This window comes from Escherichia sp. MOD1-EC7003 (assembly GCF_002965065.1).
In the GTDB taxonomy this organism is placed as follows: domain Bacteria; phylum Pseudomonadota; class Gammaproteobacteria; order Enterobacterales; family Enterobacteriaceae; genus Escherichia.
Window position 1 is genome coordinate 1 of the sequence record NZ_PTRE01000134.1, and the last position, 24,058, is coordinate 24,058.

Annotated in this window: 25 protein-coding genes and 2 tRNA genes; 14 read left to right on the plus strand and 13 right to left on the minus strand. The window is 47.4% G+C overall.

Annotated elements, in window-relative coordinates:
- Positions 1–105 precede the first annotated feature (105 nt).
- Positions 106–597, minus strand: a complete 492-nt coding sequence (locus A7090_RS20120) for a hypothetical protein (RefSeq protein ID WP_001484179.1) — start codon at positions 595–597, stop codon at positions 106–108.
- Positions 598–1,024: 427 nt separating this feature from the next.
- Between A7090_RS20120 and A7090_RS20130 the strand changes: the two genes are divergently transcribed.
- The 6 genes from A7090_RS20130 to hokD all read left to right on the plus strand — a co-directional run bounded on the left by A7090_RS20130 (position 1,025) and on the right by hokD (position 4,759).
- Positions 1,025–1,246, plus strand: coding sequence for a host cell division inhibitor Icd-like protein (locus A7090_RS20130; protein ID WP_000245708.1), 222 nt, complete (start codon positions 1,025–1,027; stop codon positions 1,244–1,246).
- Positions 1,243–2,286, plus strand: coding sequence for a phage antirepressor Ant (locus A7090_RS20135; protein ID WP_000743162.1), 1,044 nt, complete (start codon positions 1,243–1,245; stop codon positions 2,284–2,286). Before A7090_RS20130 ends, A7090_RS20135 begins: the two co-directional genes overlap by 4 nt.
- A gap of 164 nt (positions 2,287–2,450) precedes the next feature.
- Positions 2,451–3,251 (plus strand): phage antirepressor KilAC domain-containing protein, encoded by an 801-nt coding sequence (locus A7090_RS20140; protein ID WP_105275340.1) that lies wholly within the window; start codon positions 2,451–2,453, stop codon positions 3,249–3,251.
- Positions 3,252–3,280: 29 nt separating this feature from the next.
- A complete protein-coding gene (locus tag A7090_RS20145; RefSeq protein WP_001379176.1) occupies positions 3,281–4,126 on the plus strand; it encodes a MarR family transcriptional regulator in 846 nt (281 codons plus the stop codon).
- Positions 4,127–4,176: 50 nt separating this feature from the next.
- Complete coding sequence (locus A7090_RS20150; protein ID WP_001426344.1) at positions 4,177–4,422, plus strand: hypothetical protein; 246 nt, start codon at positions 4,177–4,179, stop codon at positions 4,420–4,422.
- A gap of 181 nt (positions 4,423–4,603) precedes the next feature.
- Complete coding sequence (gene hokD, locus A7090_RS20155) at positions 4,604–4,759, plus strand: type I toxin-antitoxin system toxin HokD (protein ID WP_001313475.1); 156 nt, start codon at positions 4,604–4,606, stop codon at positions 4,757–4,759.
- A gap of 116 nt (positions 4,760–4,875) precedes the next feature.
- Here hokD and A7090_RS20160 read toward each other — a convergent pair whose 3' ends face one another.
- Both A7090_RS20160 and A7090_RS27360 read right to left on the minus strand, forming a co-directional pair.
- Complete coding sequence (locus A7090_RS20160; protein WP_000509939.1) at positions 4,876–5,385, minus strand: hypothetical protein; 510 nt, start codon at positions 5,383–5,385, stop codon at positions 4,876–4,878.
- Positions 5,386–5,396: 11 nt separating this feature from the next.
- On the minus strand, positions 5,397–5,636 hold the full coding sequence (locus A7090_RS27360) for a hypothetical protein (RefSeq protein WP_001373607.1): 240 nt from the start codon (positions 5,634–5,636) through the stop codon (positions 5,397–5,399).
- A gap of 46 nt (positions 5,637–5,682) precedes the next feature.
- On the opposite strand from A7090_RS27360, the gene A7090_RS27365 reads away from it, so the two are divergent.
- Complete coding sequence (locus tag A7090_RS27365; protein ID WP_001345490.1) at positions 5,683–5,901, plus strand: hypothetical protein; 219 nt, start codon at positions 5,683–5,685, stop codon at positions 5,899–5,901.
- A 112-nt stretch (positions 5,902–6,013) separates the two neighbouring features.
- Here the strand turns inward: A7090_RS27365 and A7090_RS20170 are convergent, their stop codons facing one another.
- From A7090_RS20170 to A7090_RS20215, 10 genes are all read right to left on the minus strand, one after another.
- On the minus strand, positions 6,014–6,829 hold the full coding sequence (locus A7090_RS20170) for a hypothetical protein (protein ID WP_046659860.1): 816 nt from the start codon (positions 6,827–6,829) through the stop codon (positions 6,014–6,016).
- Positions 6,830–6,838: 9 nt separating this feature from the next.
- Positions 6,839–8,428 carry a hypothetical protein gene (locus A7090_RS20175; protein WP_000085143.1) on the minus strand — a complete coding sequence of 530 codons (1,590 nt, stop codon included), beginning with the start codon at positions 8,426–8,428 and terminating at the stop codon, positions 6,839–6,841.
- A gap of 60 nt (positions 8,429–8,488) precedes the next feature.
- Entirely contained in the window at positions 8,489–10,195 is a 1,707-nt protein-coding gene (locus A7090_RS20180) for a hypothetical protein (protein WP_105275341.1), read from the minus strand.
- A 225-nt stretch (positions 10,196–10,420) separates the two neighbouring features.
- Positions 10,421–11,422, minus strand: coding sequence for a ParB family protein (locus tag A7090_RS20185; protein ID WP_000038866.1), 1,002 nt, complete (start codon positions 11,420–11,422; stop codon positions 10,421–10,423).
- Between the two features lie 16 nt (positions 11,423–11,438).
- Positions 11,439–12,635 carry an AAA family ATPase gene (locus A7090_RS20190; protein ID WP_001285362.1) on the minus strand — a complete coding sequence of 399 codons (1,197 nt, stop codon included), beginning with the start codon at positions 12,633–12,635 and terminating at the stop codon, positions 11,439–11,441.
- Between the two features lie 168 nt (positions 12,636–12,803).
- On the minus strand, positions 12,804–13,613 hold the full coding sequence (locus tag A7090_RS20195; RefSeq protein ID WP_105275342.1) for a GIY-YIG nuclease family protein: 810 nt from the start codon (positions 13,611–13,613) through the stop codon (positions 12,804–12,806).
- A gap of 292 nt (positions 13,614–13,905) precedes the next feature.
- A complete protein-coding gene (locus A7090_RS20200; protein ID WP_001113742.1) occupies positions 13,906–14,790 on the minus strand; it encodes a RepB family plasmid replication initiator protein in 885 nt (294 codons plus the stop codon).
- A gap of 334 nt (positions 14,791–15,124) precedes the next feature.
- Entirely contained in the window at positions 15,125–15,517 is a 393-nt protein-coding gene (locus A7090_RS20205; RefSeq protein ID WP_001281121.1) for a hypothetical protein, read from the minus strand.
- A gap of 177 nt (positions 15,518–15,694) precedes the next feature.
- The gene (locus A7090_RS20210) at positions 15,695–16,111 is read right to left on the minus strand and encodes a ppfA (RefSeq protein WP_105275343.1); all 417 of its coding nucleotides are present in this window, start codon (positions 16,109–16,111) and stop codon (positions 15,695–15,697) included.
- 39 nt (positions 16,112–16,150) lie between these two features.
- Positions 16,151–16,939 (minus strand): hypothetical protein, encoded by a 789-nt coding sequence (locus tag A7090_RS20215; RefSeq protein ID WP_000890193.1) that lies wholly within the window; start codon positions 16,937–16,939, stop codon positions 16,151–16,153.
- Between the two features lie 462 nt (positions 16,940–17,401).
- Between A7090_RS20215 and A7090_RS20225 the strand changes: the two genes are divergently transcribed.
- The 7 genes from A7090_RS20225 (at position 17,402) to A7090_RS20270 (ending at position 23,966) form a co-directional block, all read left to right on the plus strand.
- Complete coding sequence (locus A7090_RS20225) at positions 17,402–17,686, plus strand: hypothetical protein (RefSeq protein ID WP_001177860.1); 285 nt, start codon at positions 17,402–17,404, stop codon at positions 17,684–17,686.
- The gene (gene rdgC, locus A7090_RS20230) at positions 17,679–18,584 is read left to right on the plus strand and encodes a recombination-associated protein RdgC (RefSeq protein ID WP_000472525.1); all 906 of its coding nucleotides are present in this window, start codon (positions 17,679–17,681) and stop codon (positions 18,582–18,584) included. The genes A7090_RS20225 and rdgC overlap by 8 nt, the downstream gene beginning before the upstream one ends.
- The gene (locus A7090_RS20235; RefSeq protein ID WP_042032537.1) at positions 18,581–21,622 is read left to right on the plus strand and encodes a Dam family site-specific DNA-(adenine-N6)-methyltransferase; all 3,042 of its coding nucleotides are present in this window, start codon (positions 18,581–18,583) and stop codon (positions 21,620–21,622) included. Before rdgC ends, A7090_RS20235 begins: the two co-directional genes overlap by 4 nt.
- Before the next feature lie 673 nt (positions 21,623–22,295).
- Positions 22,296–22,371 (plus strand) — tRNA-Asn (locus tag A7090_RS20240).
- 2 nt (positions 22,372–22,373) lie between these two features.
- Positions 22,374–22,449: transfer RNA gene (locus A7090_RS20245), tRNA-Thr, on the plus strand.
- A gap of 927 nt (positions 22,450–23,376) precedes the next feature.
- Positions 23,377–23,802 carry a tellurite resistance TerB family protein gene (locus A7090_RS20265; protein ID WP_000900640.1) on the plus strand — a complete coding sequence of 142 codons (426 nt, stop codon included), beginning with the start codon at positions 23,377–23,379 and terminating at the stop codon, positions 23,800–23,802.
- The gene (locus A7090_RS20270) at positions 23,802–23,966 is read left to right on the plus strand and encodes a DUF3927 family protein (RefSeq protein ID WP_000234831.1); all 165 of its coding nucleotides are present in this window, start codon (positions 23,802–23,804) and stop codon (positions 23,964–23,966) included. The genes A7090_RS20265 and A7090_RS20270 overlap by 1 nt, the downstream gene beginning before the upstream one ends.
- The last annotated feature ends 92 nt before the right edge of the window (positions 23,967–24,058 follow it).

Sequence of the window (24,058 nt, forward strand, 5' to 3'; positions counted from 1 at the left end):
GACTTATATAATTTCATATTTTTATCCTTTTTGTTTTAGATATTATAGGCATAGTCCATATTGTTAGATCCACTATGCCCAGAGAATTTAATATTATTCATTAAATTATGGAGCTACACCCGGCCCCCTGGCTCGTTCTTCAAGCGTACCCTGCACGTTTTGATGGCGCATTCCTGGGGCATTTCTGATTGAGTCAATGCCATTTCTTCCAACATCTTCTTTATTAACGGCATTGCTCGCCACCAGCACACCCCAGCTAGGGATAGCAAAATCAGGAGCTGTTTCGCATGCCTTTACCATATAATCGAAAGTGCTTCGATTGATCTCATTTGCATCGGGGTTTAATAGGCGAGAATATTGGTATTTAGCATTTGCGTTGGTTGAGACTTTATACAGTTCCTGCTGCACCATCGCTTCAGAAAGTTTAAGGCGCTTCATATCTGACAGTAACTTCTTGCGCATGGATTCGTCTTCACTGACAGCAAATCCGTAAACGTGCCCAAGGTATTTCGTATAATCGGTACAAATCTCCTTTACGCTTGATGCTGCATTAACAGTCCCAGCCATAAATAATAACGGTAGTAATAGTTTTCTCATTATAACCTCACCTGCCTTATAACTCATTTAGGGTACATATTTTCGCCTTTAAAAAAAAGAGGTTATTAGATCCAATTGTGCATTTATTAAACAAACAATGCTCTAATAAATTTGTATTTTTAAGTCACGAATGCTATCTTTTCGCATCATATTGACCTTTTAATCGTTCAGGCTTATAGTTCCGCCGTCGTAGCAAATTCTGCGACCAGGTTTGACAGCCTGAATGATTGTGCGGACAACCGCAGATTTCCGATATTGCGGTATTTTTGTGTCCGTTAAACCGCGTTACGCCCAAATTATGGTGGGGCGTGATGGGGAGGCTTCGGCCTGCTGGTTTCACAATCGCCAGTCTGTCAACCCTGTCACGTCCTGCCACCTGTTTGACAGCGGGTAGCAGGTTGTTAAACCTGATTGTGAGGCCGTAACTATGGTTAATGCCAATCCTTGCGCACGCCAAGAATTCATCTGGCGTTTCTATTCCTGTAAAAAACACCACTATCACTTCGTTATCGCAGCAACAGAAGACGAAGCACGCTCTCAATTGCCTGACGGCCCCTGCATTTTTACTGCCCGTTTTTCAACTAACTCGCGCAATCCACTTAGTTACTGGAGCCTCCCCTTCTCTGCCGACGTTCAGGGGGGTTTATGAAAAAACCTCTCGTCACCCGTAATGACATAGCCGAAGCGATCGCCCTGCATACTGCCTGTATGCCGACACGGGAGATCCCCGGCGCAATTGCCAACTATTTCATGATAACCAGACGTTTTTATACCCGAACAGATAAGGCTGTGATCAACAAGCTACTGATAGCCGAGATCAGGGATTATTTGATTGAACAAGGACGTCTACGTTACGCAACAGTGGCAGCAGAAATGAGAAAGGAGGCACATAGAATGACCGGTAATAATTTGAATGTTGAAAAAACAGCACCTGTTACGTCAGCTACGCCAGCACCAGCCGTGAATATCATCCCCAACACCGGAGACACAATCGACAGCCTGACACTGTTAAAGATGGTCAATGAAGCGCGTAAGTTATGTGGGGAACCAGAGGTTCGGAACAACAAATTCATCGAAAAAATACTCGACGAATTAGAAGGTGAGGACGGTTACACAAAAAGTGCAACCGTGCCGCCAGGTGGCGGTACGCCTATGGTTGTCATAACCATGACCTACAAACAAGCCCTGCGAGTCGCCGCACGCGAATCAAAAGCCGTCCGCCGTTCGCTGATCGACAAACTGGAAGAATTGCAGCAGGCAAACTCCCCTACCCCATCGATCCCCCAAACATTACCAGAAGCTCTACGCCTGGCTGCCGAGTTAGCAGAACAGAAAATGCAGCTGGAACAACAGCTGGTGGCCGCTGCCCCTAAAGTCGATTTTGCCGACCGGGTATCAGTGGCTAATGGAATCCTGATCGGGAACTTTGCAAAGGTCGTTGGACTTAAGCAAAACGCCCTTTTCTCATGGTTGCGCCAGAATGGCATTCTCATGGCTTTTGGAGCGCGCAAAAACGTACCGCGCCAACAGTACATCAACGCCGGGTATTTCACGGTGAAAGAAGTGGTGCTGGATGATGAAAATGGCTACCAGATACGGCTGACGCCCCAATTAACGGGTAAAGGCCAGCAGTGGTTAACTCGCAAGCTACTTGATGCTGGTTTGTTAAAACCAGTAGCAATAGGTTAACAAAAGAAAAAAACCTGCCAGCAAACTGGCAGGTTTCTGAGCAGATCGTCCAACCCGATCTGGATCGAGTTAGAAAAATTTGCTCTAATAAATTTCGTTTTCTAAGTGCAAAGAATCACCATTTCGAGCTGGTGATTGAAGGTTGATGCAAATTTGGAGAAAAAATGCAACAAACATTCAATGCGGAGATGAATATATCAAACCTTCATCAAAATGTCGATCCTTCAACCACTCTGCCTGTTATTTGTGGTGTTGAAATTACGACCGACCGCGCTGGCCGTTACAACCTTAATGCTCTACACAGAGCGAGCGGACTCGGTGCCCATAAAGCGCCAGCTCAATGGCTAAGAACGCTGTCAGCCAAACAGCTCATCGAAGAGCTTGAAAAAGAAACTATGCAGAATTGCATAGTTTCGTTCGAAGGCCGTGGCGGCGGCACTTTTGCCCATGAATTGCTCGCAGTGGAGTACGCAGGCTGGATTTCTCCCGCGTTTCGGCTGAAGGTAAACCAGACATTTATCGACTATCGAGCCGGAAGATTACAACCTGCTATTCCGAAGAGCCTCCCAGAAGCTCTCCGTTTGGCTGCTGACCTGGCAGAGCAAAAGCAACGGCTGGAGCAAAAAATGCTGATGGATGCACCTAAAGTCGAATTCGCCGAACGCGTTGCTACCGCCAGCGGGGTTCTAATCGGCAACTATGCCAAAGTGCTCGGCCTGGGCCAAAACTATCTCTTCACCTGGTTGCGTGATAACGGAATTCTGATCGCAACCGGTGAACGCAGGAACGTCCCCAAACAAGAATACATATCCCGTGGGTATTTCACCCTTAAAGAAACCGTGATCGATACAAGCAATGGAAGCAGGATTTCTTTCACGACTCGTATAACCGGCAAAGGTCAGCAGTGGCTGATGAAGCGATTGCTTGATGCTGGTGTGCTGGTACCTGTCGCGGCAACGCGCTAACAGACGTAGTAAGAACCACCAGCATTGTAATGCTGGCTAAAGTCACTTTCCTGAGCTGTATAACGATGAGCGATTTTACTTTTTCTGGCTATGAATTGGCCTGCTTTGTAACACACTCCGGTCTATCCCGTAGCGCCGGGCATATCCTGTCGCAATGTGCAAATCTCGCGGCAACAACCAGTGAATACTTCATTCACAAGCCTCACCGCCTGATCGCGGCAGAAACTGGTTATAGCCAATCAACCGTCGTTCGTGCATTCCGTGAAGCTGTAAACAAAGGAATTCTGTCTGTAGAGATTGTTATCGGCGATCACCGTGAACGTCGCGCTAACCTGTACCGGTTTACACCATCCTTTTTGGCCTTCGCACAACAAGCCAAAAATGCGCTGATTGAAAGCAAATTAAAGATCTCTTCAGCGGCAACCAAGGTTAAAGCTGTTCTCGCTAAGACATTGGCTTTATTTAATTTTTTATCCACACCCCCATGTCAAAATGATACCCCCTCCCCCTGTCAGGATGACGTGGCAATAAAGAATAAGAAGTCACAAGTTAAAAAAACAAAAAGATCAGTTTCCGGCGGTGCCGGAACGACCAGACTCAAAAAATTGACTTCATGGATCGCTGAGGCAAAAGCAAAGGCTGACAATCTGCGGTTATCCAAAAAACGCGCTCAAAAACATGAGTTCAAGCAGAAGGTAGAGGCGGCAGCGCGGAAATATGCTTACCTGAAGGACAAGCGTTCTCCTGATATTGGCGGGATATCAAACTTCGATAATCTGCCGCATTGCATGACGGTAAACGAAGCTCTTAATGCGGTTTTAGCCAAAAATAAAGATAACGAACAATGGGGTATACCGGCAGGATTCAGAGGGTGATAGATTGCTCTAATCTGGAGTCACCTGGCGTTTTCAGTTTGAGGTCGGAGATGCAATCTGATTTTTTACAGTTAGCGATCGCTTTTGCAGGATATGTTTGTATTGGCTTCTGTGTATACATGATCAGCCGAAAAATGCTTGTCGATATCGACCGCAAAGAACGAGCAGAGGAGATCTTAGTATGGATTTTCTTTGGCGCGGTCTGGCCATTAGGGATCATGTTTGCTGCAACATTTCTTCTGATGTGGATATTCACCCTTCCAGGTGATTTCTATAGAAAAAAAGCCAGACATTGATACAATCGTTGCGGGTGCTTGAGGCTATCTGCTTCAGGCATTACCCGAAAAGCAGATAGAAGAAAGCCCCAGATAACATTACGCGTCCTGCAAGACGCTTAACATTAATCTGAGGCCATATCTATGCTTAGCATACGTAGATTAGCCTCTTACCGACCAAAAGGTCAAGGAGAAGCAGGCTATGAAGCAGCAAAAAGCGATGTTAATCGCTCTGATCGTCATCTGTTTAACCGTCATTGTGACGGCACTGGTAACGAGGAAAGACCTCTGCGAGGTACGAATCCGAACCGGCCAGACGGAGGTCACTGTCTTCACAGCCTACGAATCTGAAAGGTAAGAGACCTGGCGGGGAGAGATCTCCGCCACTCTTAGTGTGTCAGGTATCCTCAATGCACCCTTTCATCTCCAAATAAAAAAGCTCCCGAAGGAGCTTTAAAATACAAGGGATGACTCTTAATCCCACTCAATCCAGTTGTAGACGATACGAAGTGACGGGCGCACAGCGGCAGTCACATCTTCGGTACTAAAGTCGATTGCATCACTGTAGATTTTGCAGTCCAACATTTCAATTGTTGTAGCAGCTTTTGTTACAGCGTTAACCCCGGAAGATTTGGATTCAGGGGTAGCAGCCATCGTGATATCAACATAGTCCTTCGCCGCAATGCGATCCTTGATGAACTGAAGAATATCGCCTTCGATAGTCTCCACGCACTGGACCTGGATTTCCCCAGAGTTTCGAATTGGTCCGTGCTGGTTGAACTTCACACCATTCGGACCATAGTCCTCCACATCCTCGCGGGTCATTTCAGGAATTTGCGACGTGCGAACCAGTACGCTGATATCTTCATGGCCTGCAAAAGTGAGCTGGAATTCAGAAGATACCAGTCGTTCGCCTTTGGCCGCGTTGGCAGTATAGCGGCCCTTAATAAATTTACGGTTTCCCTTAGTGTTATTGTGCCCCATATAAAATCCTTTTACTGGAACGCCCGAACAATATCGGAGCTGTTATATATCGAAGAACCGGTCAACTGGAGGTTGACGGTGTTTTTCAGGAAATGCCCATTGCTGTCCCTGGGCGCATCGAGATCGAAACTTATGTCCTGGATAGCGACATCAATGATGTTGATCCGGCGACCAATGTTTAGCGTCACACGCTCCGGGATTCGACCACCAATACTGGCATCTTTAAGTTCCGGGCTAATCATCGCTGACAATGCGGCGATAGCTCCTGAAACCTCCGTGAATGGGTCAAACAAAGCGATGAAAGTTACTGGCAGCGTGAAAGTCGGCGGTGTTCCCCCTTCCCAAACCATTAAGCTGTTCCAACGGGCAACCGACGTTGTTTCAGTACCAACCTGCGCAAAACCACTGAAGGCACCAGCAACAGATCCCATGGACATACCGGTAAACGGCGCTTCCCAATTCTGGGCCATGTTCATTGCCGCCCCCTGGCTGATATATCCGGTAACCTGGTACTGAGAGTTCGTTAAAGTAACTTTCAGAAATGGCGATACACCGTCAGCCTGGCTGTAAACCCCATAAGGAATAGGTGCCATTCAAGTTAAAGGCCGGAGTTCTCCGGCCTCCTCCTTTAGCCAAGGCGCTTACGGCGCAGTTTCATTGACTTTTTGCGGGCAAGTTTTGCCGCGCCGGTCTGGGCTTTTCGACGCGCTTTTTTCAGCGCCGATTTTTGAGCCGCAGTCAGACGTTTTTTACGCAGGCGTTTACGGATGAGTTTGATCTCACCGTTACGAACAACCTTCTTAAATGCTTCAGTCAGCATTTCATCAGAAGTGCCAGCAACAACAAACGCCGCTTCCAGTTCGTCGCGGTCGTCGCTATCTAAACCAGCGATAGAGGCACCAACATCAGCAGCTGCGTCGTCGTCTTCATCGTCAGCCAGTGCTTCGATCAGGTCATCATCTACACCGCATGCTGCGAGGAAGTCAGCAACATTTGCCCATGCTTCGTTATAGGCATCGTCCTGTTCTTCTGTAACTTCGGAGTCGTCGTCATCAGAGATACCAGCGATAGCCTGAACGAAACCATCAAGGGAGTCGAAAGTCAGATCACCGCTATCAGCCCAGGCGAAAACGGCGTCGGCCGCATCACTCAACGCATTCTGCATAGCACTTCGATTTGCAGCTTCCAGAATCATCTGGTGCGCCTGTTCGACGGTCCATTCTTTACCGTCTTTCCCTTCCAGGATTTGCTCAGGAGCCGGGGCAGATGGAATGTTATCGTTAGTCTGTGCCGCCGGTTCCGGATTATTATTAATAACCGGATCTGTTGGCGGTTCGGCGCTTGCTCGGGCAGACTCCATCAGCTGCACAGGATCAGAGTTCAAAGCGAAACGAGACAGTCCATTCCCCAAAAATGCCCCGGATTGAAAAAAGTTTTTGCTCATTGTATTCCCTTACTTAATAAGCAGCGGTACGCCCTGGATACGACGGGCTACGCCAGTCGGGCAGCAGGCCCAGACTACTTCCCATTTATCGAATTCCGCCTGCGTAACTTTCAGCACATACGGTTCTGTACCGTCAGCATCAGGATCACGAGGAGCCACCAGAGCGCCGGAGGCGACAAAGCGATCTAAAAGTTTGGTCATCCCTTTAGTCAGGCCAGCCGCAGTAATACCGTCCGGGCTATGCTTCATCTGTCGGGCTAACTGGACAAAGAAACGGCTGATTGCATTCATCAGGGATGGGACGTGCTGGAAGTGCAGATAGTTATCCTGCGTGCAGCAAGTTAAAGCATCGTCAATGATCATCTGGCCAGAGGTGCCAACAGATACTTTATTGAGACGGCCCTTGACCATTGCTTCTTCGTCCGGGGTATCTTCCGGATACAGCGGTTGAATTGACGCACGAGCAATGACGGCACGTTCTTCACCAGCCGGTGAGTAATGCCAACCGCCGACATCAGAGTTTTTCTTGACGCCACGAGCTTTCGCCGCATACGCCACGCCAGACAGACCAAAGACCACACGGGATTGGGTCCATTTGTCTTTGCAGGAGAACGGGTAGTGATAGACAGAACAGCTTACATAATCGGTACCAAGTAAACCGGTATCCTCAACAGCTGGTAGTGCTTCTGCGTACGTTAATGTCGGTTTGACATCAAAGAAGCCATCAATCAGGCGATCTGCACAGATTTTACCTAATGCGGTGATAGCCGCATTGTCATAGCAGCCCAGGCCAAGAACAGCGGTGTACATGTACGGCGCATTGTTCAGCACTTTCACCGCACGCAGGTACGCAGCGGTTGAGATTTTCGACTGATCACCGTTGGTACCACCAGTGAACGCCAACGATTTTTTATTTGTTACTTTCGCCGTCGAAATCAGCTCTTCATTAACAACCGCGCGCAGATATTTAGAACGGGCTTCCAGAGCCGTAGGCAGATAACACAAGCGGCCCATGTCATCTTTCGCTTCTTCCGCCAAAGACACAGTGTGTGTCTCCAGGGTCGTTACCACGCCGAGCGAAGTCGTCTGGGTCAGTTTTAAGAGGAAGCGTTCATTACCCGCGCTGTCCGCTGTTGCCGTTTCGATGGTTAACTCACGGGTAGGTGAAATACACGGATCACCATCATCAACGTAGATAGCAAAGGCTTCGCCGCTATCAAGTTCAATTTCAGAACCGTATGGCAACGCACTGTAAGCCGGTTCGCCTGATTCATCGAACATAATAATCGGGAACTTCGCATCATCCGGAACAGCACGGACAACATAACCAGACGTTTGCTGAATAGCTTCGTATACATGGCGAATTGGTTCGAACTGTGAGCCGGAAGACGGCTTCAGCGGTTCGCCGAGAACATCTTCGTAATTGGACTCAGTAACCGCAAGAACAGTAAACGGCTTGCCACGCGCAAATACGCCAATACCAGCCCACAAGCTGCTATTTAATGCAACACCGGTAGATAACGTCGCATCGGCATTGATCGGGCTAACCGCGACGCCGGATGCATTACCTAATGACTGTTGAATTGAATATTGAGACATAACTTTCCCTGTTATGCGCCCCGCACGGGGGCGCTATGTTAAACGGAGAACTTCCCCTGATTACTCAGAGTCACCGGCATCAATCGTGTCGCCGCTTATGAAGTTAAGCCCGCCTTTTTTGGCCATTGTCAGCGTTACACGAGTGAAGTAATCAGCGCCGTTGCGTGGGTGCATATCGTTGATAGCCGAACCCCACAGCGTGGTACGGTTGACCAGCGCCGGAGTGGTCGGATGCTGGAACGGGATGGCCGGGACAGCATCACCAGTCACGAAGCCTGCTTTACCTGGATTTTCATCACGGACGTAGCACAGCACATCCATCGAGCTGAACTGAATGTTCTCTGTCGTTAAGTTCTTACAAATACCAGCAGGTACTTCGTACACTTTCACGTTACCGAACAGGGTACCGATGTAGTGAACATACGGAGTCTGGATATAGTCTTCGGCTGGCTGGAAGAAATCCTTCGGCAACTGTTTGAAGAAAGATGCTGCATCAGCACCAGCAAACATCCCCATCGCACCAGAAGATTTAACGCGCTCAATAATGTCGCGATATACAGTCTGGAATTTGCCACGAATGATGGTTGCCCATACATCAAAGGACTGGTTAACCGGCAGAGCGATGTCAAAGGTGTCGGTCGCAAGAGTACGCCAGATCATGATGCGAAGACGCAGCATATCCTGTTCATGAGACAGGTATTCCTTCAGGGTGCGGAACTGTAGGGAACCCAGGTCCAGACCAAATTCACGCTGTGCTTCATACGCCGCCTGTACCGTGTGCTCAGCCGCGATAACGAACTGGCTTGGGAACAGGGTGTATTTCTTCATTTCGTGGTTGATCAGCGGGATCAGCTCAGGAGCGGCTTCAATATTGATTTCCGTCTCAATTGCGATCTCAGTGCCTTTATCCGGCGCTTTGGAGAACGACAGGGCAATCTGACCAATGTTGTAGTTCAGAGAGCAGGTAACAGTGATTTGCTCACCAGCAGCATTAGTAAACGAGTGAAGTAGGCTGCCGGAACCGTTATCAACAACAGACTTAATACGGTTAACGTAGATGTTAGTACGACCTTTTCGGATTGGTACATTCTGGCCTTCGAAGTCTTCCATCTTGAAGGTTGCGGTTTTGCTGGTGCCATCGGAGCTTGCCACCAGCACATAGCGGCGGCGTAACTGGCTGTACACCCCGACGGATTGCATGTCCAGAACATCACCAGCAGCATAAGAACTAAAAGAGGAACCTGCCACGTTAAAGACTTCATAGATGTCTGACTGGTCACGCGTAACCGGAATGAAGGTACACGCATCAGCGGTAGCGGCCCCCAACTGAACAGGCAGGATCATCGCGAGGAATAAAGGCAGACGCATAACACCGTCAGAAACGCTCATCATCTCTGCTGCGACGGATTCCAGCATCGCTTTATTAGTGGCATCCATGCTATTGCGGGTGGAATCAATCAGGCAGTTTTCCAGCGTCTGGTGGCAGGAGGCCAGAATTTCCGGACGCGGCATAGATTTATGTGCTGCGGCGTAGTCAGCCAGTGCACTTGCCCACGCTGTAGCGATTTGAGCGGTGGCATTATCAGAGATACCCGCAAAAACCGGGTCTTTACGTGCAGCTTCAAGGATAGATGCGGCACGCGCGGCATCATCTTTAATGAATTGGTTATCAGTACCGAACTGCGCAGTGCTTGCCCAGCCAAGCACAGCTTTAGAGCGTTTTGCGATATCTGCAATACGATTCTGGTATTCGCGTAAGTTACTCAATTTACTCTTCCTTAAACACAAGGCACTTGTGTGAATCCCTTTTCGGAAGAGATTTTATTGAAAGTCACTTGTTGACTTTCTCGTGACAAGCAATTTTTTTATTTTTTTCGGGAGTAGGGGCGGAAGGTAAAATCCAAGGTGAAATCGTGGCGATTTCACCTTGAAATTTTAGATGGATTTACTTTAAAAACAGTAGGTTAATAGTGAAATTTGAATGGCGAAAGTTTAAGGCTTCGGCTTTTTATCGAGGCTCTTTCTAAGGATATGCCCAATCATCCTGTCGAGTTCTTCCTGTAGCTCTTTTGAAAGTCGATTAAACTCATAAGAAAATGCACGGCCTTTCACGCGCTTCCTTGCAAAGCGATCCTTGTCCTCAAATTTCCATAATTCAGTAACTACGGACTTATCTTTAGAACCTTTATCCGTGAGTAGTGAGGCTTCCTTTGTTATCAAGCGCAGGATTTTATTTTTAACTTCATCTTCGGCCATTTCTTCAATGGATAAGATGTCGTTTATTTCCGGGGATATGTTTTGAATAAGCTGATCAAACTCTAAATTCTTGTTCCCCATTTCGTCGCCAACAGCACAAAGCGTTTTGTAGTCCGAAAAGGTTAATTCCGACTGCACAGGGAAAAGGGCGACTAATTCTTCCGGAGCACTCGCTGCCTGGAGAGCACGCGTGACCTTCGCCTGAGACAGCCCTTCTTTGGCTGCAATATCCTTCTGACTCATCCCATCATTTTTCATTCGCATCAAACGCAGACCTATTTCTCGAATGCTGTGCTGCAATGCTGTCTGAACGTCTTTCGCTAAATTTTGCGCTTCCTGAACGCTGATCTCCTGGTCCGTGACTAAAACCCGCAACCCTACGTTCTCTAAGATGGCAGAAGCTCGACGCCGGGAACCATCCAAAATTTCAATTTTCCCTGTAGCCCGTCTAACACCTATTGCAGGGTAAAATTGCTGATGCTTAATAGTGCTTCGGATACTTTTTAATGATTTTGGCGTAAGAGATGCCTGGTCACGCCCGTTGTTATGCTGATCAACAAAGGTATCGCTTTCTACCTGGTTCGGAGGTATTACCTCTTCAATAAATGTGGCCTGGCGACCAGTTGATAACTTGAATACCTGCTCGACTCGATCGCCAGAGGCTGAAGAACTATCAAATCCGCTTAATATTGAAGGATTAAGGGTTCGCCCAATTGTTGGTCTGTTTTTCTTTGACATGGGGGTTTCTTACTCCTCAGTTAGATCTGATAAATTCAATACGGTCAAAAACTGCTTTAGCAAAATCTTCCGCGGCAATTCGCGCGTTCTTCAATGCATCAGCACTACCAACATACGTTGCCGGGTTAGCTGAAATAACAGTGTCAAAAGACTCGCCGCAGCGTTCAAAACCGTCAAGGCGAGGGAGGACGACATCAAGCATATCCCCACCGAACACTTCTTTAGCCAGGCTATGGCAATACTTATGGTCTGCCTTGTTACTCAACTTGGACATAAAACCAATGTTAGTCGCAAGCTGGCACTCGCAGCCTTCATCCGAAATGAGTTTCACCAACTCAGGAAGGCGGGCAACGTATTTAAGCGATGAGTGGAAATCAACCGTTGCAGGCGGCAGAGGTGTAAACAGTATATTGGCCGAGGCCAAAGCATTTTTCAGGAAGGCGTCAAGGTGAGGACCACTATCAACGAGGATAAAGTCATAATCGCTCTTCAGCTTATCAATCACATTTTCTTTCAGGACAGCATGGATGTTCTGACCCGGTAGATGCTCATTGCACAGCTCTCTCCAATCGGATGCAATAAAGGCATCGTCAATCGACGCAGGCATAACGTCAACCCCAGGTACAACAGAAGGAACAATAAACTCCTCTAACAGCTCTTCACGGCTTACATTCTGCAACATAGCCTGTGCAGATGTTGCGTTTACGATACCAATAGAGTGTTTATGGCTTAAAAACATCGTTGCTGAAGATTGCGGATCAAGGTCAATAACCAGAATCCTTAAATCTTCCATCAGAAGATGAGGGTGAGCACGCATTGCATGCGCCAGAGAAACCGTCGATACAGTTTTTGACACACCGCCTTTAAGATTGGAGATGAAAATCACATACGCTTCGCTGTAGCGATCCCGGTATTTTGGCACTCCGCGATGTTCATATATGTCAATGATGTTCTGAATTGACATCGCATATTTCATTGAAGAGCCAGCAGGGCGTTTATCGAAAACATAACCCTTTTCTTCCATTTCACTCACGGCATAGTCAACGTTCGCTCGAGTCAGTAGAGGCAATTTTGCCAGTGCCGCTTTCGCATAGACCTGGTAAAACTCGTTCGCGTGTAGCTCATCCTTTTGCAACTGTACTTGTTCAGTCAGAACATTGAGCATTCTGTTTGCTCTTTGAGCAACCTTGTGAAGCTGGCTGGAATCACTCATCGAAAGCCATCCTTTATGCTGTATTTTTGAATTTAATTAAAAATGCTGCATAAAATAATAATGTATGCACAGATGCTTGTACATAGCATTCTCTGCATGTTTGGTTCATTTTGCACGATTGAGAGTTACAAGGAGGGCACAAAAAAGCCCCGTTCAGGGGCATCAGTGTTATTTGCTAAGAGCAGCGAATAATCGTTCGAAATCGATAGTATCTATAGCACGCGTAAGCGCCGGAAGTTCAGCCTCAAAGTACCCGTGTCGATCGTAAAAGAAGGGACCGAAGAGCGAGGCATGTTGGATTCTACTTCGCCCCAGCCCGGACACACAGTTAAGCCCATTACCGGCTAAAAGGCTAAAAAACTTCTCTGGATTATCGTGGTAAAGCTGGGAATCAATGGTGGCGGTTAACTCTTCCATAGGGAAGCACACCCGCCTTGTCTCCCAGGAATATTTAGTCCGAAGCATAAATATTGCTTTCAGCAATTCACATTGAGCGCGGATCGCGTCCGGTTCATAGCCAGATATGGAGACATAAGCCACGTCCCTCATTCCTGCGTCATCTTTGAAAGTCACGATAGAAGTAACATCCAGCTCTTTTTCGAAAGAGCGGGCAGCATCTACTGGACGCTGAAGTAAATCATTCGACTTAATGCGCTCGAGAATCCCTCCCCACATATCATTTAGATATTCGATATGAGCCAAAACCTTATCAAGACACTCTCGTGTAAACCATTCAGTATGCCCGCCACCAGCGCTTTTCTCCCACGGCGCATTCCAGGGGAAAAAGGTTGCGTGTAAAGCCCGCTCAAGATTAACCATTGCCAAACGCGTACCACGATAGACCCGTGAAAGCGCAAAATCGGGACTCACTTGTAGTCCTTTAAACCGTGCCAATGGACCACATGAAATGCCGATTTTAAAAGTATCTCCATTCTCCGGCACCAGAACGTAGAGGTAGTGTTGTTTCTCTTCTTGCATATCAATACCACTGCTTGATGAGAACCGCGCAAATGTTGACTATGCGCGAAAGTTAATGTGAATAGTTGACTATGCGCGATGTGACTACAGTCAAAAGTTGACTGTAGTCGATTTAACTCCACCAAAGATCGACTATGTAAGATATTGTCGGGAGAAACGTTGACTATACGCGATGAAATGACCCTAAAAGCCATCTCAATAGCGACTTGCAGAATATTGACGCCAGCAAAAATCCACCAGCGTCAACGAATGTCGCCTATAGTCAACTTCTCGCTATCGCATATAGTCAATATTATGGATTGCGCTTATGGATCTGGAAGCCGATTTTCCTGCCGTTTTTTATTTCTGAAAATTTAAGATATTCAATAGCTTCCAAATCTTTCATGGCTTTTCTGATAACGCTATTTTGCACGCTAACGGATGATTTGAGATTAAGCCTTGCTCTAAGGCGCTCAATGCTGACAGGTGCCGGGTTGGCGGGTAGAGCCTCAAAGAATGTATACAGTACCTTGGCCGTCTCTTTGCGCCCGAGCTTATCCAGCATCTTCAGCTTCAGGATTCGCTTATAGTCAACATAGTAAAGTTCAGATAGCTGTTTCTGCGGCTGGATCTCGATAACATCAAGCTCGGTATTCAGGCTGCTATATGCCAACAAGTTGACGTTAATGTTATTGAGATGACCTTTTGCCGCCGGGAAGCGGAATTTGACAACTGTCTGCTGAATGCGTGTCAGAGAGTCATCAATACTTTTACGGAACGCCTTTGAAAGGCGCTTACGTGGATAGCCGCATCGATCGGCAAACTCGGAGAATGGCAGGGTGATTATGCCGTCATCATCAGGTGCGTAGTCAAACAACGCGGAAGTTATGCCCACCCACACCTTAAAATCAGTATCCATATCCAGGCGTGGACCATGAATTTCAATTCCCTCATAGCCTTCCTGCTCAACAATTTTGAGGCTTGATAGTTCTTCAGTTGCGTTCGTTGTGTTTGTTGTAACTGACGATCCGCGACGTAGCGCCACATTGGTAGATTTTAAGGTTGGCACAAACACACCTAAGCGCAACAAAGCGATGGGTTGTATAGTGCTGTTGTTATTGGGCTTCAGGCTGTGGATTTCTCCTGTATTTCCTGCAACTTCTTCAACGCTAAGGAAGCCTTTACTTTCTTCCGGCATCACGGTTTCTCCATGTGTGGCGCGGCCTGACGTCAATTTGGATGGCTGTTATCAACAGCTGTGAATATTCAGACTCTAAAATCGCTTACAGTCAATGTTTCTGTCGCGTATAGTCAACAATAAATCGCGTGCAGTCAACAATAAATCGTGCACAGTCAACATAAAATCGCGTATAGTCAATGTTGATCCCATTTCAGGCCAGTAATGACGCGGCTTACAGCGATCCGGGATCTTCTTTGGATCTTCCTAGGTTCTCTTTAGGATCTGTTTATTGGATCTATGCTGTGGATAAGTTGAATAAACCGGCCAACATAGCCGGTTGGAAGGAAGGGTATTATTCTACGCTTTCGATAAGAAGACCATGTTCATAGCATTTAAGCTCATCGCCTTCATACAGGAACTGGTATCCAATACCACCATATTCAGGCACATTAGGGAATAACTCATCACTTACCGAAGAACAAATCACACCAATGCAGCGATCAACGCCTTCTCGTTCTTCAGTGCTGAAAAAATCCTCTTCGGTAAGAACATGAGTGCATTGCTCATCAGCATAGGTCGGAAATACATGCTCGATGCAATCCGGGTGTTTTAAACCAAGCTGATCGGCAAGCTCGAAAGCATGACGGTATTGTTCAGATCCTGGCTTGCCAACAGTGATTTGCTCAATTTTGTAGATTGAAGTCGCTTTGTTGATAGTTTGCTTTACTGTTACTTTATCAGACATAAAAATCCCTTTTAGTTACCACTGATAGCGTGGTTGTAATCATTAACGTTGCGATTCTTCCTGTTAATCCCCATCAGCATCGTTTCTGTATCAAGGATATAGGCTGGCAGATCATCAAAATATTCACTGCTAAACTCTGGCATCCTGCACATAAACGCACTTTTGGGGGCAGGGTGATTAACCTTTGTCGGCGTTAAATTCGCTGATCGACTCCCGGAGCAACCGCTGAGTGTCAACAGGAATGCGCTGGCGAACACTACCCGACGCAACCAGTTGTTTCTGAACTTCAGCTTTTCGTTCCATTTGCCTGTCAGCATATTTGGCTTGTTCTGATTCATTTTTCACTTCCTGGCTGTGAAAATGTTGCTCTGCTTTGTTCATCGTCTCAATGGTCTGGTTAAGATCCATTATTGACTTATCACGTTCCTTAACAGCCTGATCAAGACTGCCAATTTTCTCCATGGCTTGCTTTAGCTGATGACGTTCCCATGCAAACCCAGCACCAACAAGTGCGCAAATCAGAACAAGAACACCAGTAGCAGCAAGTTTCTCCTTCAAAGACAAAGCTGTTTTTAACGTAGAAAAGAATGACATGTCTTCCTCCTGAAGAAAAATTATCAATGAAGTCCTTTGTTACTGTGCCGCTTTGTTTAATTCATCAAGAACAGAATCAGGAACCAAAGCGGCAACTGCGCTGGCTGTGCTGGCCTTATTTGCTGATGCTTCCGCAAGCGCGGTACCGATAGCATGGTTATAAGCAGTTATGGCTACGTTGGCGCTTTCATTCGCTCGTTCATACTGCTGTTGTAACGCAGTTGTGGGCGCTGTTGTCTGGTTGAAAACAACCCCAAACTGTTCAGTTGCTACTTTCAGAGATTCAATTTGCTCTTCTGTTAGTGCTGGTGGGGGAGTGGCAGTGCCGCCGCCTGAACCAGAGCCTGACGAGCTTCCTGAGCCAGTGTTAAGGGTCTGGTTAATCTCCCCCATAGCAGCAACTAAACTTGATGTATTAAGCGCGTTTACAGCGTCCTCAAGCGATTTAGTAATAGTCACATCACCAATGGCAATAGAGATCGGCAGTTCTGAAACTTCTCGCTCATTAGCACGGCAGTAAACATCCCAACCAATATCGAGTTGAAGCAGCATTGACAGATCTGCATAACCAGCCAACAGGTCCGCGTGCTTAGTTGCCAGTTCGACAATGTTCGTTAAGCCTGTTGTGGTTGTTCTGATCGTTGAAACATAACTGGTAATAGTGTCGGGATAGACAATTGTATCCAAAATTAATCCGATCAATTCTTCTGCAAGCTGTTTTGCCGTGTTAGCACTGTTTCGTGCCGATGTTATGGCACCAAGTGTTTTCATCCCACCGGCTGCGGCCAATTTTTTATATGCGGATAACTGGTAGTCTTTTTCCAGCATGATATCTCCTAACTTACCTGAACTAGGCCGTCTCCGGACGCTACGGTAGATCCGCATGAAACAGGGTCACCAACGCATACGATCCCTTTACCATTGACGGTAAACCATGCCCTGGTTGATATAGCTTGCCCACCGTGCGTACTGTTTCCATCGGTATGCTGTGCATATTGCTTACCATCAACTAACACTTCGACTCCGTTGACTTTAAGTAGTGGTTCACTCTCTACAGGAGGCCTGGATGGGAATCCTCCGTGCCCCGAACAAATGCTGTCTTTTGTTGCAATACTTGCCACGTCGTCACCAATGATTTGCTCTGATTTTCGTTATTTTAACTTAGGTTATTTGTGGTCTGTATGGCGTTTACTTATTACAAAATTGCTCTAATAAATATTGTTTTTTATATCGTGTTTTCGGTACCATTCAGCCATCGCCCTTCAATGGGCATTTGTTTGGAGTCGTCAGATGCAGATGGAGCTAATAAGCCGCAAGGAGTTCGATAGCCGTGTAACCAGCGGTGAACTCGACAACTTGCAGGCTATCAAGGTGAAAGAAGGCTTTTGCCTCATTGGGAATCAGAGCGGAACAAATCGCGTTTTTATGCTTCGCCGTACGGATTTGAAGCCATTTGTCTGGAAGAACGAAATTGGTCCCAGCTCATACGCTCAAACGAGGGGGTGCCACAACTTGGCCTTTTTCTACAAAGACGAGCTTTCTGTGGTTGATATTCAAGGGTTACAACATGTTTAAGCACTGGAAAAATATTACTATTTATAAACTTTCTCGTGAGGCGGATCTGACCGACTTAGAAGATAAAAAGAAAATGATCCTTTTCACGCCATGCGGTAGTCAGGATATGGCCAAGTTCGGTTTTGTATCGCCATTTGGTGATAATTCCGAAGTTATCGCTATGCATGGAAATGGTTTTATCCTTGTTGAAGCAAAGCGCGAAACAAAAATTCTTCCCCCGCCGGTTATCCAGCGAGCTATTCAAGAAAAAATTGAAAAACTTGAGCAAGAACAAGCGCGTAAACTGAAGAAAACAGAGAAGGACTCCCTGAAAGACGAAGTTCTGCATTCTCTTCTGCCACGGGCTTTTTCAAAGTTTTCTGTTATCCAGGCGATCTACGACGGTTCAACTAAACGTATCTATATCAATGCCAGCGCGCGGCAGGCAGAGGATATGCTCGCGCTTATGCGTAAGTCTCTGGGTTCTCTTCCTGTTGTGCCACTAAGTGTTGAAAATCCCATTGAGTTAACGCTGACCGACTGGGTACGTGATGCTAGTGCTCCACAGGGATTTCAAATGGGGGATGCGGCAGAACTTAAGGCAGTGCTTGAGGATGGCGGTATCGCCCGAGTGAAAAAGCAGGATTTGGGAAGCGATGAAATTTCCACACACCTGGAAGCTGGCAAGCTCGTCACTAAGTTGGCACTCGACTGGCAGAACCGCATTAAATTTACACTGGACCATAACTTCAGCATTACCAGCGTCAATTTTGCGGATGAATTGCTTGAGCAGAACTCTGATATTGATAGTGAAGATGTTGCGCAGCGACTGGACGCAGATTTCTTCCTATTGACCAGTGAAATTTCGTGCCTGGTTGATGCTCTGGTAAATGCCCTTGGTGGAGAGGCTAAGCAGTGAAAGAGCTGTGCTATGGATCTGTTTGCAGTGGAATTGAAGCCGCGAGTATTGCCTGGGAACCGTTGGGTATGCGTCCGGTTTGGTTTGCTGAAATCGAGCCTTTTCCATCGGCCGTTCTTGCGCTCCGCTGGCCCCATGTCGCCAACCTTGGCGACATGACAAAACTTGCCAAAAAAGTCTTGGCTGGGGAAATCGAATCCCCTGACGTGCTCGTCGGGGGAACACCATGTTTTACCGCGGGGCATATGGTTCTTTGTAAAAATGGTTATAAACCAATAGAAGATGTTTGCCCTGGCGATTACGTAGTCAGTCATCTCGGGCGGTTACAACAAGTAAAAAGAGTTGGTTCAAAAATAGCTAATACGGGGTTACTTAATGCCGTTGGGCAGCCTTTAGGTATAAGAACAACCAATGACCATCCCTTCCTGGCTGTTCGGTGGAAAGCCCAAAACACCCGGAAAAATGGCACATATTTTAAGAGAGAGTTGTTGTCTGAACCGGAATGGCGAGCAGCATGTGATATGCCGGGATATCAATGGTGCGCTCTAACTAATTTCAATATTGCATCTCCAGATATTTGTTCTCGGTTCTTGTCTGAAGAACAGGCTATGTATCTTGCGGGCGCTTATGTTGGCGATGGATATATTAGGAGATGGAGAGGTAAATCTAAGAAGGCGGTTGTTTTTGGCATAAATTGCCAGAAATTGAGAAAGTTTCATTGCCGCATACCAGAAAACATATTTTCCGTGGCAAGCGAAATCCGAGGGAGCATCAAAGTAACCTTGAATGATACGTGTTATGCCAATTGGCTTAATGAACATTTTGGCGAGTTAAGCCATGCTAAGCGTATCCCTGCATGGGTGATGTCGCATCCATTGCGTCATGTGTTTTTACAAGGCTATCTTGATACTGATGGGACACCAAGTGGTAAAGCGGGATTTAGAATTAATAGTGTTAGTCCTGCGCTTGCTTGGGGCGTTGCGGGGTTGTCACAGACTTGTGGTTATGTTTCTTCGGTCAGCTTTATTGAAGTTGAGCCCAAAAAAGTGATCGAGGATCGCGTGGTAAATCAACGGAATTATTATCAGGTAACAATCTGCCCGCAGAAATTGTCACGTAAATCAAGATTGGCTCATGGAATGCTTTTACGAACAGTCAAAGAGTTTAAATCGGTAGGCCTAGATACTGTATACAACATAGAAGTCGAAGGTGATCATTCCTATATCCTCAATGGTGCGGTGGTCCATAACTGTCAGGCATTCAGTATCGCGGGATTACGTGGTGGGCTTGATGATGAGCGTGGCGCGCTAACTTTAAAGTATGTGGAGCTTGCAAATGCAATTGACGACAAACGGGCTGAGTCATTTCTCAAACCAGCCGTTATTGTCTGGGAAAATGTCCCAGGAGTCTTGTCATCGGCAGATAACGCCTTCGGATGTTTCCTTGCCGGATTGGCTGGAGAAGATGCGCCATTTGAACCAGGTGATCGACCTGAATCAGGAAAAAGTAACGCGTTCTGGCGGTGGGATGGCAAAACCGGTTGCCATGCTCCAAAGTGGCCGCAGTGTGGTTGTATTTATGGGCCGCAGCGAAAGGTGGCCTGGAGAATCCTTGATGCCCAATACTTCGGAGTGGCACAACGACGCCGACGCGTGTTTGTTGTCGCAAGTGCTCGAACAGACCTCGATCCCGCAACGGTACTTTTTGAGTTCGAAGGCGTGCGCCGGGATATTGCGCCGAGCAGAGGCGAGGGGAAGGAAACTACCAGATATACTTCAAACATCGCTATCAGATCTTGCGATGATACAAACATAGTTGCCATGGCACATGGGCAAGGAGGGGCTGAGATAAAAACCGATAATTCGGCACCAACTTTAACATGTAACCATGAAGCACCAATTGTATTGCTCGGCGACGGTAGAATACGCCGTCTTACCCCTGTCGAATGTGAAAGGCTGCAAGGTTTTCCTGATGGGCATACGTTGATCCCTACGGAAAAGCGTAAAAAAGTTTCTTCAGATGAACTGGCATACCTTCGCAATAACTATCCTGATTTAAGCGAAGAAGAGGCCGCGATGCTTGCAGCTGACGGACCGCGTTACAAAGCGATCGGCAATAGTATGGCAATACCAGTAATGCGCTGGATTGGCGATCGGATTACTAAGGCCGTATGTCGGCAGAAAGAAGGAAGTGAAACAAAAGAGCGAAAAGTTAAACCAGCGGCAGAATTCGAACGGTCCATATTCAAATGGGCTGGTGGAAAATTTGGTGTTCTGGAACAAATCTTTCGCTATTTGCCAGAAGGGAAGCGCCTGATTGAACCTTTCGTTGGTGGCGGAGCTGTCTTCATGAATGCCGGATACCAGGAAAATCTGCTAAATGATGTGAATGCTGACCTGATTAACTTTTACAAGACTCTGCAACGCGAGGCGCATTCACTTATCACTCTGGCACATCGTTTCTTCCAGGACTACAACACACAGGAAGGATACCTGGCAGTACGGAATGCGTTTAATAAACAAGTCTATGATGATTTACATCGCGCAGCGGCGTTTTTGTTCCTGAACCGACATTGTTTTAACGGATTGACGCGTTACAACCAGGCCGGTGAGTTCAATGTCGGTTATGGGAAGTATAAAACTCCGTATTTCCCATTACAGGAGATGGAAGCCTTCCTCGGTGCGGAAGGGCGGTCTGAGTTTGTATGCGGTGATTTTGCAGCGGTGATTGAAGCTGCCGGAGAAGGAGATGTCATCTTTTGCGATCCGCCGTATGAACCGCTTCCAAATACAGAGGGATTCACGAACTATTCCGGTCATGACTTTAAGTTTGAAGAGCAAAAACGCCTGGTGTCTCTGTTGACGGATGCTCATCGTCGAGGTGCAAAGGTTCTCATTACTAACAGTGGCGCGCCAAACATCAGAGAGCTTTATCATGACAGTGGCTTCAGAGTGGAACCTCTTTTTGCCAGACGTTCTGTGTCTTGTAAGGGGGACACTCGAGGTGTAGCTCATGACGTTTTGGGTATATTGCTCTAATAAATTTATTAGTGTAATATCGCCTCAATGAATCGTGATTTATAGAGCGATTTAGCTGTTAGCCGCGACAGGCGCGGCGGTAAGCATGGCTGGGCCTAGTCCTCCCAGACAAACCACCGAGTTGCCAGGTTGACCATGCGCCTAAGTGGCAACTCCGAAGTGCGTTACGAGCTTCCAGTTTGCCCATCTTCGGGTGGGCGTTTTTTTTCAGGGTTTTCGTCATGGTTAGCGACTTTGCGGCGGTTTAGAAACTGACCATTAAAGTAAATGCAAACGATGATCTGATGATGGTAGCGGCCTAAGAAGCCAGATGCCACGGGGTATGAGTCGTCCCCCGTCAAAAAATCGACCGCAGAGTGTCCCCGTCTGTGTATTAGGGAACGGGGAGGCACAACAGGTAAGGGCGCTGGTGTGATTAACCAGATGAACGAGAAGGGGCCATCTGTTGGTCAGCGTCCTTTCCTGTTGCGTTTTCTTTTCAGCGTAACAGCGGTGCTTAACAGCACTTTGGGTACAGTTCCACGAATTTACGGGTATATCCCGTCATGCTGAAAGCGCTAATCACGCTGGAAGCCAGGGTTGTGCATCCCCTGTTACCGAATTGCAGCCAGGGCGCGGTGCGCCGAAAAGCATACGGAGGTGGAAGCCCTCGCCGGAGACGTACCCGGCAAGTGATGGTGTAGCTCAGCGGTTAGAGCGGTTGACTGTTAATCAACGGGTCGATGGTTCAAATCCATCCACCATCGCCAATGCCGGTTTAGCTCAGTTGGTAGAGCGCCTGCCTTGTAAGCAGGATGTCAGCGGTTCGAGTCCGTTAATCGGCACCAGCACAACAGGTAAGGGTATTTTGCGACGTCGGAGATCGCCGAGCTTGGCAGAGGGTTCGAATCCCTACGAAGTACCCTTACCGTTGTGATGAATGCGCAGGCTGATGCGCGAAAGACATTGCAGCTATTGCGGAAAAGAGCTGTTCGGCGGGGCAATTAAACGCCCGTGAGAGTCTGAAATAACCGCAAGCCGGAGATCAGCACCGGTCATCACAACACAACAGGTAAGGGCATTCTCCCTTATGGGGCTTGGCTTAAATGCATCGAGTGCTCTTACCGTTGTGATGAAGTGCAGCTCTTTGAAGCAACCAGAAGATAAGCATCTGGCTTCACAACATAAACCGCAGGAACGACCAATAAACGGTAGTCCGTATGGAGAACACCCCGTTGAGGAAGAGGCCTGGCCGGAACCGTAACCGGCACTACAACGTTGAGAACACTGGCGTAACGGGGTCATATCCCAATCTACGAATAAATGTTGCGTTGCAGCGTGACAACCAGTGTTCTCAACATTGTGGTGAATGCACAGGCTGATGTGCCGCAACTACAGTAGTGCGCGCTTTGCGGGGCTTGCTACAACCCTGTGTCGGAGTTCAGCACCGACCATCACAGTTTGATTCTCTGGCATGAGCATAACGCTGAAATAAGTCCAGTCTGGTGCGGCCCGATCACCCGCCGTTAGCTCCACGAAACGGAGCACGTAACAGGTAAGAGCATTCTCCTGTAACGGGTTCATATCCCAATCTACAGGTCCACCAGGAATGCTCTTTCCGTTGCGGTGAATGCGGCTAAGCGCACGCGGGGAAATGGTTATATCTGTCCATTATTTCTCCTTATTTCCCCGTCCATGGTGGATAACCAGCCAAAGGACACCGGGAAGCACCCGGCACCGCAACCTTATTTCCCAACCAGTAATGAGGTTAATAAATGCTCGGCATTCTCAAAAAGAAATTCCGCAAAGCGGCTGGCGGAGTCAAGAAGATGGAAAACCGTGATGCGGTGGAAGCGACTGTCTGGGGCGCATATTCCATTGCATACTCTGACGGCACCTGCGATGCGAAAGAAATTGCAGTGTTGGAAAAAACCATTGCAGCACTTCCTGCCTTTGCGCCGTTCTCCGGTGAAATTGCCCAGATGAGCGCCAATATTCGCGCTCAATATGAAGCCTCGCCGCGCCGAGCGAATGCCCAGGCTTTACGTGAACTGGCTGACGTGTCTGGAACTAATGATGCGGTAGATGTTCTGTGCCTATGCATTGATATTGCTGACCAGGATGGCATTGGGGCAGAAGAGCAGGAGCAATTGAAGAAAATTGCCCAGGCTCTTCAATTGCCACTGGAACAGTATATCTGATGGTTATAAAAGCACGTCTAATTCTGGCTTTGGTTTTTCTCGTGCTATCTGTGCTGGTGGATTTCACCAGCACAATCCTGTCGGTTTTATCCGACGGGGCGTTGGTAGCAGTAGCTGTAACATTGGTATGGCCGATATTAAAAACAGCTTCTAAGGATCAGTGATGGGCTTCTGGGATTTTGCTGACAAGCATCCAATTGTTCTCGTTGTCATTGCTGGCATAGTTGTAGGCGGTATTGCTGGCGTCATAGAAGCA

What these genes read in the sequence shown, in the direction of transcription:
- A7090_RS20120 (WP_001484179.1), bottom strand. Translation starts at nt 597, where the DNA reads ATGAGAAAACTATTACTACCGTTATTATTTATGGCTGGGACTGTTAAT.
- A7090_RS20130 (WP_000245708.1), top strand. Translation starts at nt 1,025, where the DNA reads ATGGTTAATGCCAATCCTTGCGCACGCCAAGAATTCATCTGGCGTTTC.
- A7090_RS20135 (WP_000743162.1), top strand. Translation starts at nt 1,243, where the DNA reads ATGAAAAAACCTCTCGTCACCCGTAATGACATAGCCGAAGCGATCGCC.
- A7090_RS20140 (WP_105275340.1), top strand. Translation starts at nt 2,451, where the DNA reads ATGCAACAAACATTCAATGCGGAGATGAATATATCAAACCTTCATCAA.
- A7090_RS20145 (WP_001379176.1), top strand. Translation starts at nt 3,281, where the DNA reads ATGCTGGCTAAAGTCACTTTCCTGAGCTGTATAACGATGAGCGATTTT.
- A7090_RS20150 (WP_001426344.1), top strand. Translation starts at nt 4,177, where the DNA reads ATGCAATCTGATTTTTTACAGTTAGCGATCGCTTTTGCAGGATATGTT.
- hokD (WP_001313475.1), top strand. Translation starts at nt 4,604, where the DNA reads ATGAAGCAGCAAAAAGCGATGTTAATCGCTCTGATCGTCATCTGTTTA.
- A7090_RS20160 (WP_000509939.1), bottom strand. Translation starts at nt 5,385, where the DNA reads ATGGGGCACAATAACACTAAGGGAAACCGTAAATTTATTAAGGGCCGC.
- A7090_RS27365 (WP_001345490.1), top strand. Translation starts at nt 5,683, where the DNA reads ATGAAAGTTACTGGCAGCGTGAAAGTCGGCGGTGTTCCCCCTTCCCAA.
- A7090_RS20170 (WP_046659860.1), bottom strand. Translation starts at nt 6,829, where the DNA reads ATGAGCAAAAACTTTTTTCAATCCGGGGCATTTTTGGGGAATGGACTG.
- A7090_RS20175 (WP_000085143.1), bottom strand. Translation starts at nt 8,428, where the DNA reads ATGTCTCAATATTCAATTCAACAGTCATTAGGTAATGCATCCGGCGTC.
- A7090_RS20185 (WP_000038866.1), bottom strand. Translation starts at nt 11,422, where the DNA reads ATGTCAAAGAAAAACAGACCAACAATTGGGCGAACCCTTAATCCTTCA.
- A7090_RS20190 (WP_001285362.1), bottom strand. Translation starts at nt 12,635, where the DNA reads ATGAGTGATTCCAGCCAGCTTCACAAGGTTGCTCAAAGAGCAAACAGA.
- A7090_RS20195 (WP_105275342.1), bottom strand. Translation starts at nt 13,613, where the DNA reads ATGCAAGAAGAGAAACAACACTACCTCTACGTTCTGGTGCCGGAGAAT.
- A7090_RS20200 (WP_001113742.1), bottom strand. Translation starts at nt 14,790, where the DNA reads ATGCCGGAAGAAAGTAAAGGCTTCCTTAGCGTTGAAGAAGTTGCAGGA.
- A7090_RS20205 (WP_001281121.1), bottom strand. Translation starts at nt 15,517, where the DNA reads ATGTCTGATAAAGTAACAGTAAAGCAAACTATCAACAAAGCGACTTCA.
- A7090_RS20210 (WP_105275343.1), bottom strand. Translation starts at nt 16,111, where the DNA reads ATGTCATTCTTTTCTACGTTAAAAACAGCTTTGTCTTTGAAGGAGAAA.
- A7090_RS20215 (WP_000890193.1), bottom strand. Translation starts at nt 16,939, where the DNA reads ATGCTGGAAAAAGACTACCAGTTATCCGCATATAAAAAATTGGCCGCA.
- A7090_RS20225 (WP_001177860.1), top strand. Translation starts at nt 17,402, where the DNA reads ATGCAGATGGAGCTAATAAGCCGCAAGGAGTTCGATAGCCGTGTAACC.
- rdgC (WP_000472525.1), top strand. Translation starts at nt 17,679, where the DNA reads ATGTTTAAGCACTGGAAAAATATTACTATTTATAAACTTTCTCGTGAG.
- A7090_RS20265 (WP_000900640.1), top strand. Translation starts at nt 23,377, where the DNA reads ATGCTCGGCATTCTCAAAAAGAAATTCCGCAAAGCGGCTGGCGGAGTC.
- A7090_RS20270 (WP_000234831.1), top strand. Translation starts at nt 23,802, where the DNA reads ATGGTTATAAAAGCACGTCTAATTCTGGCTTTGGTTTTTCTCGTGCTA.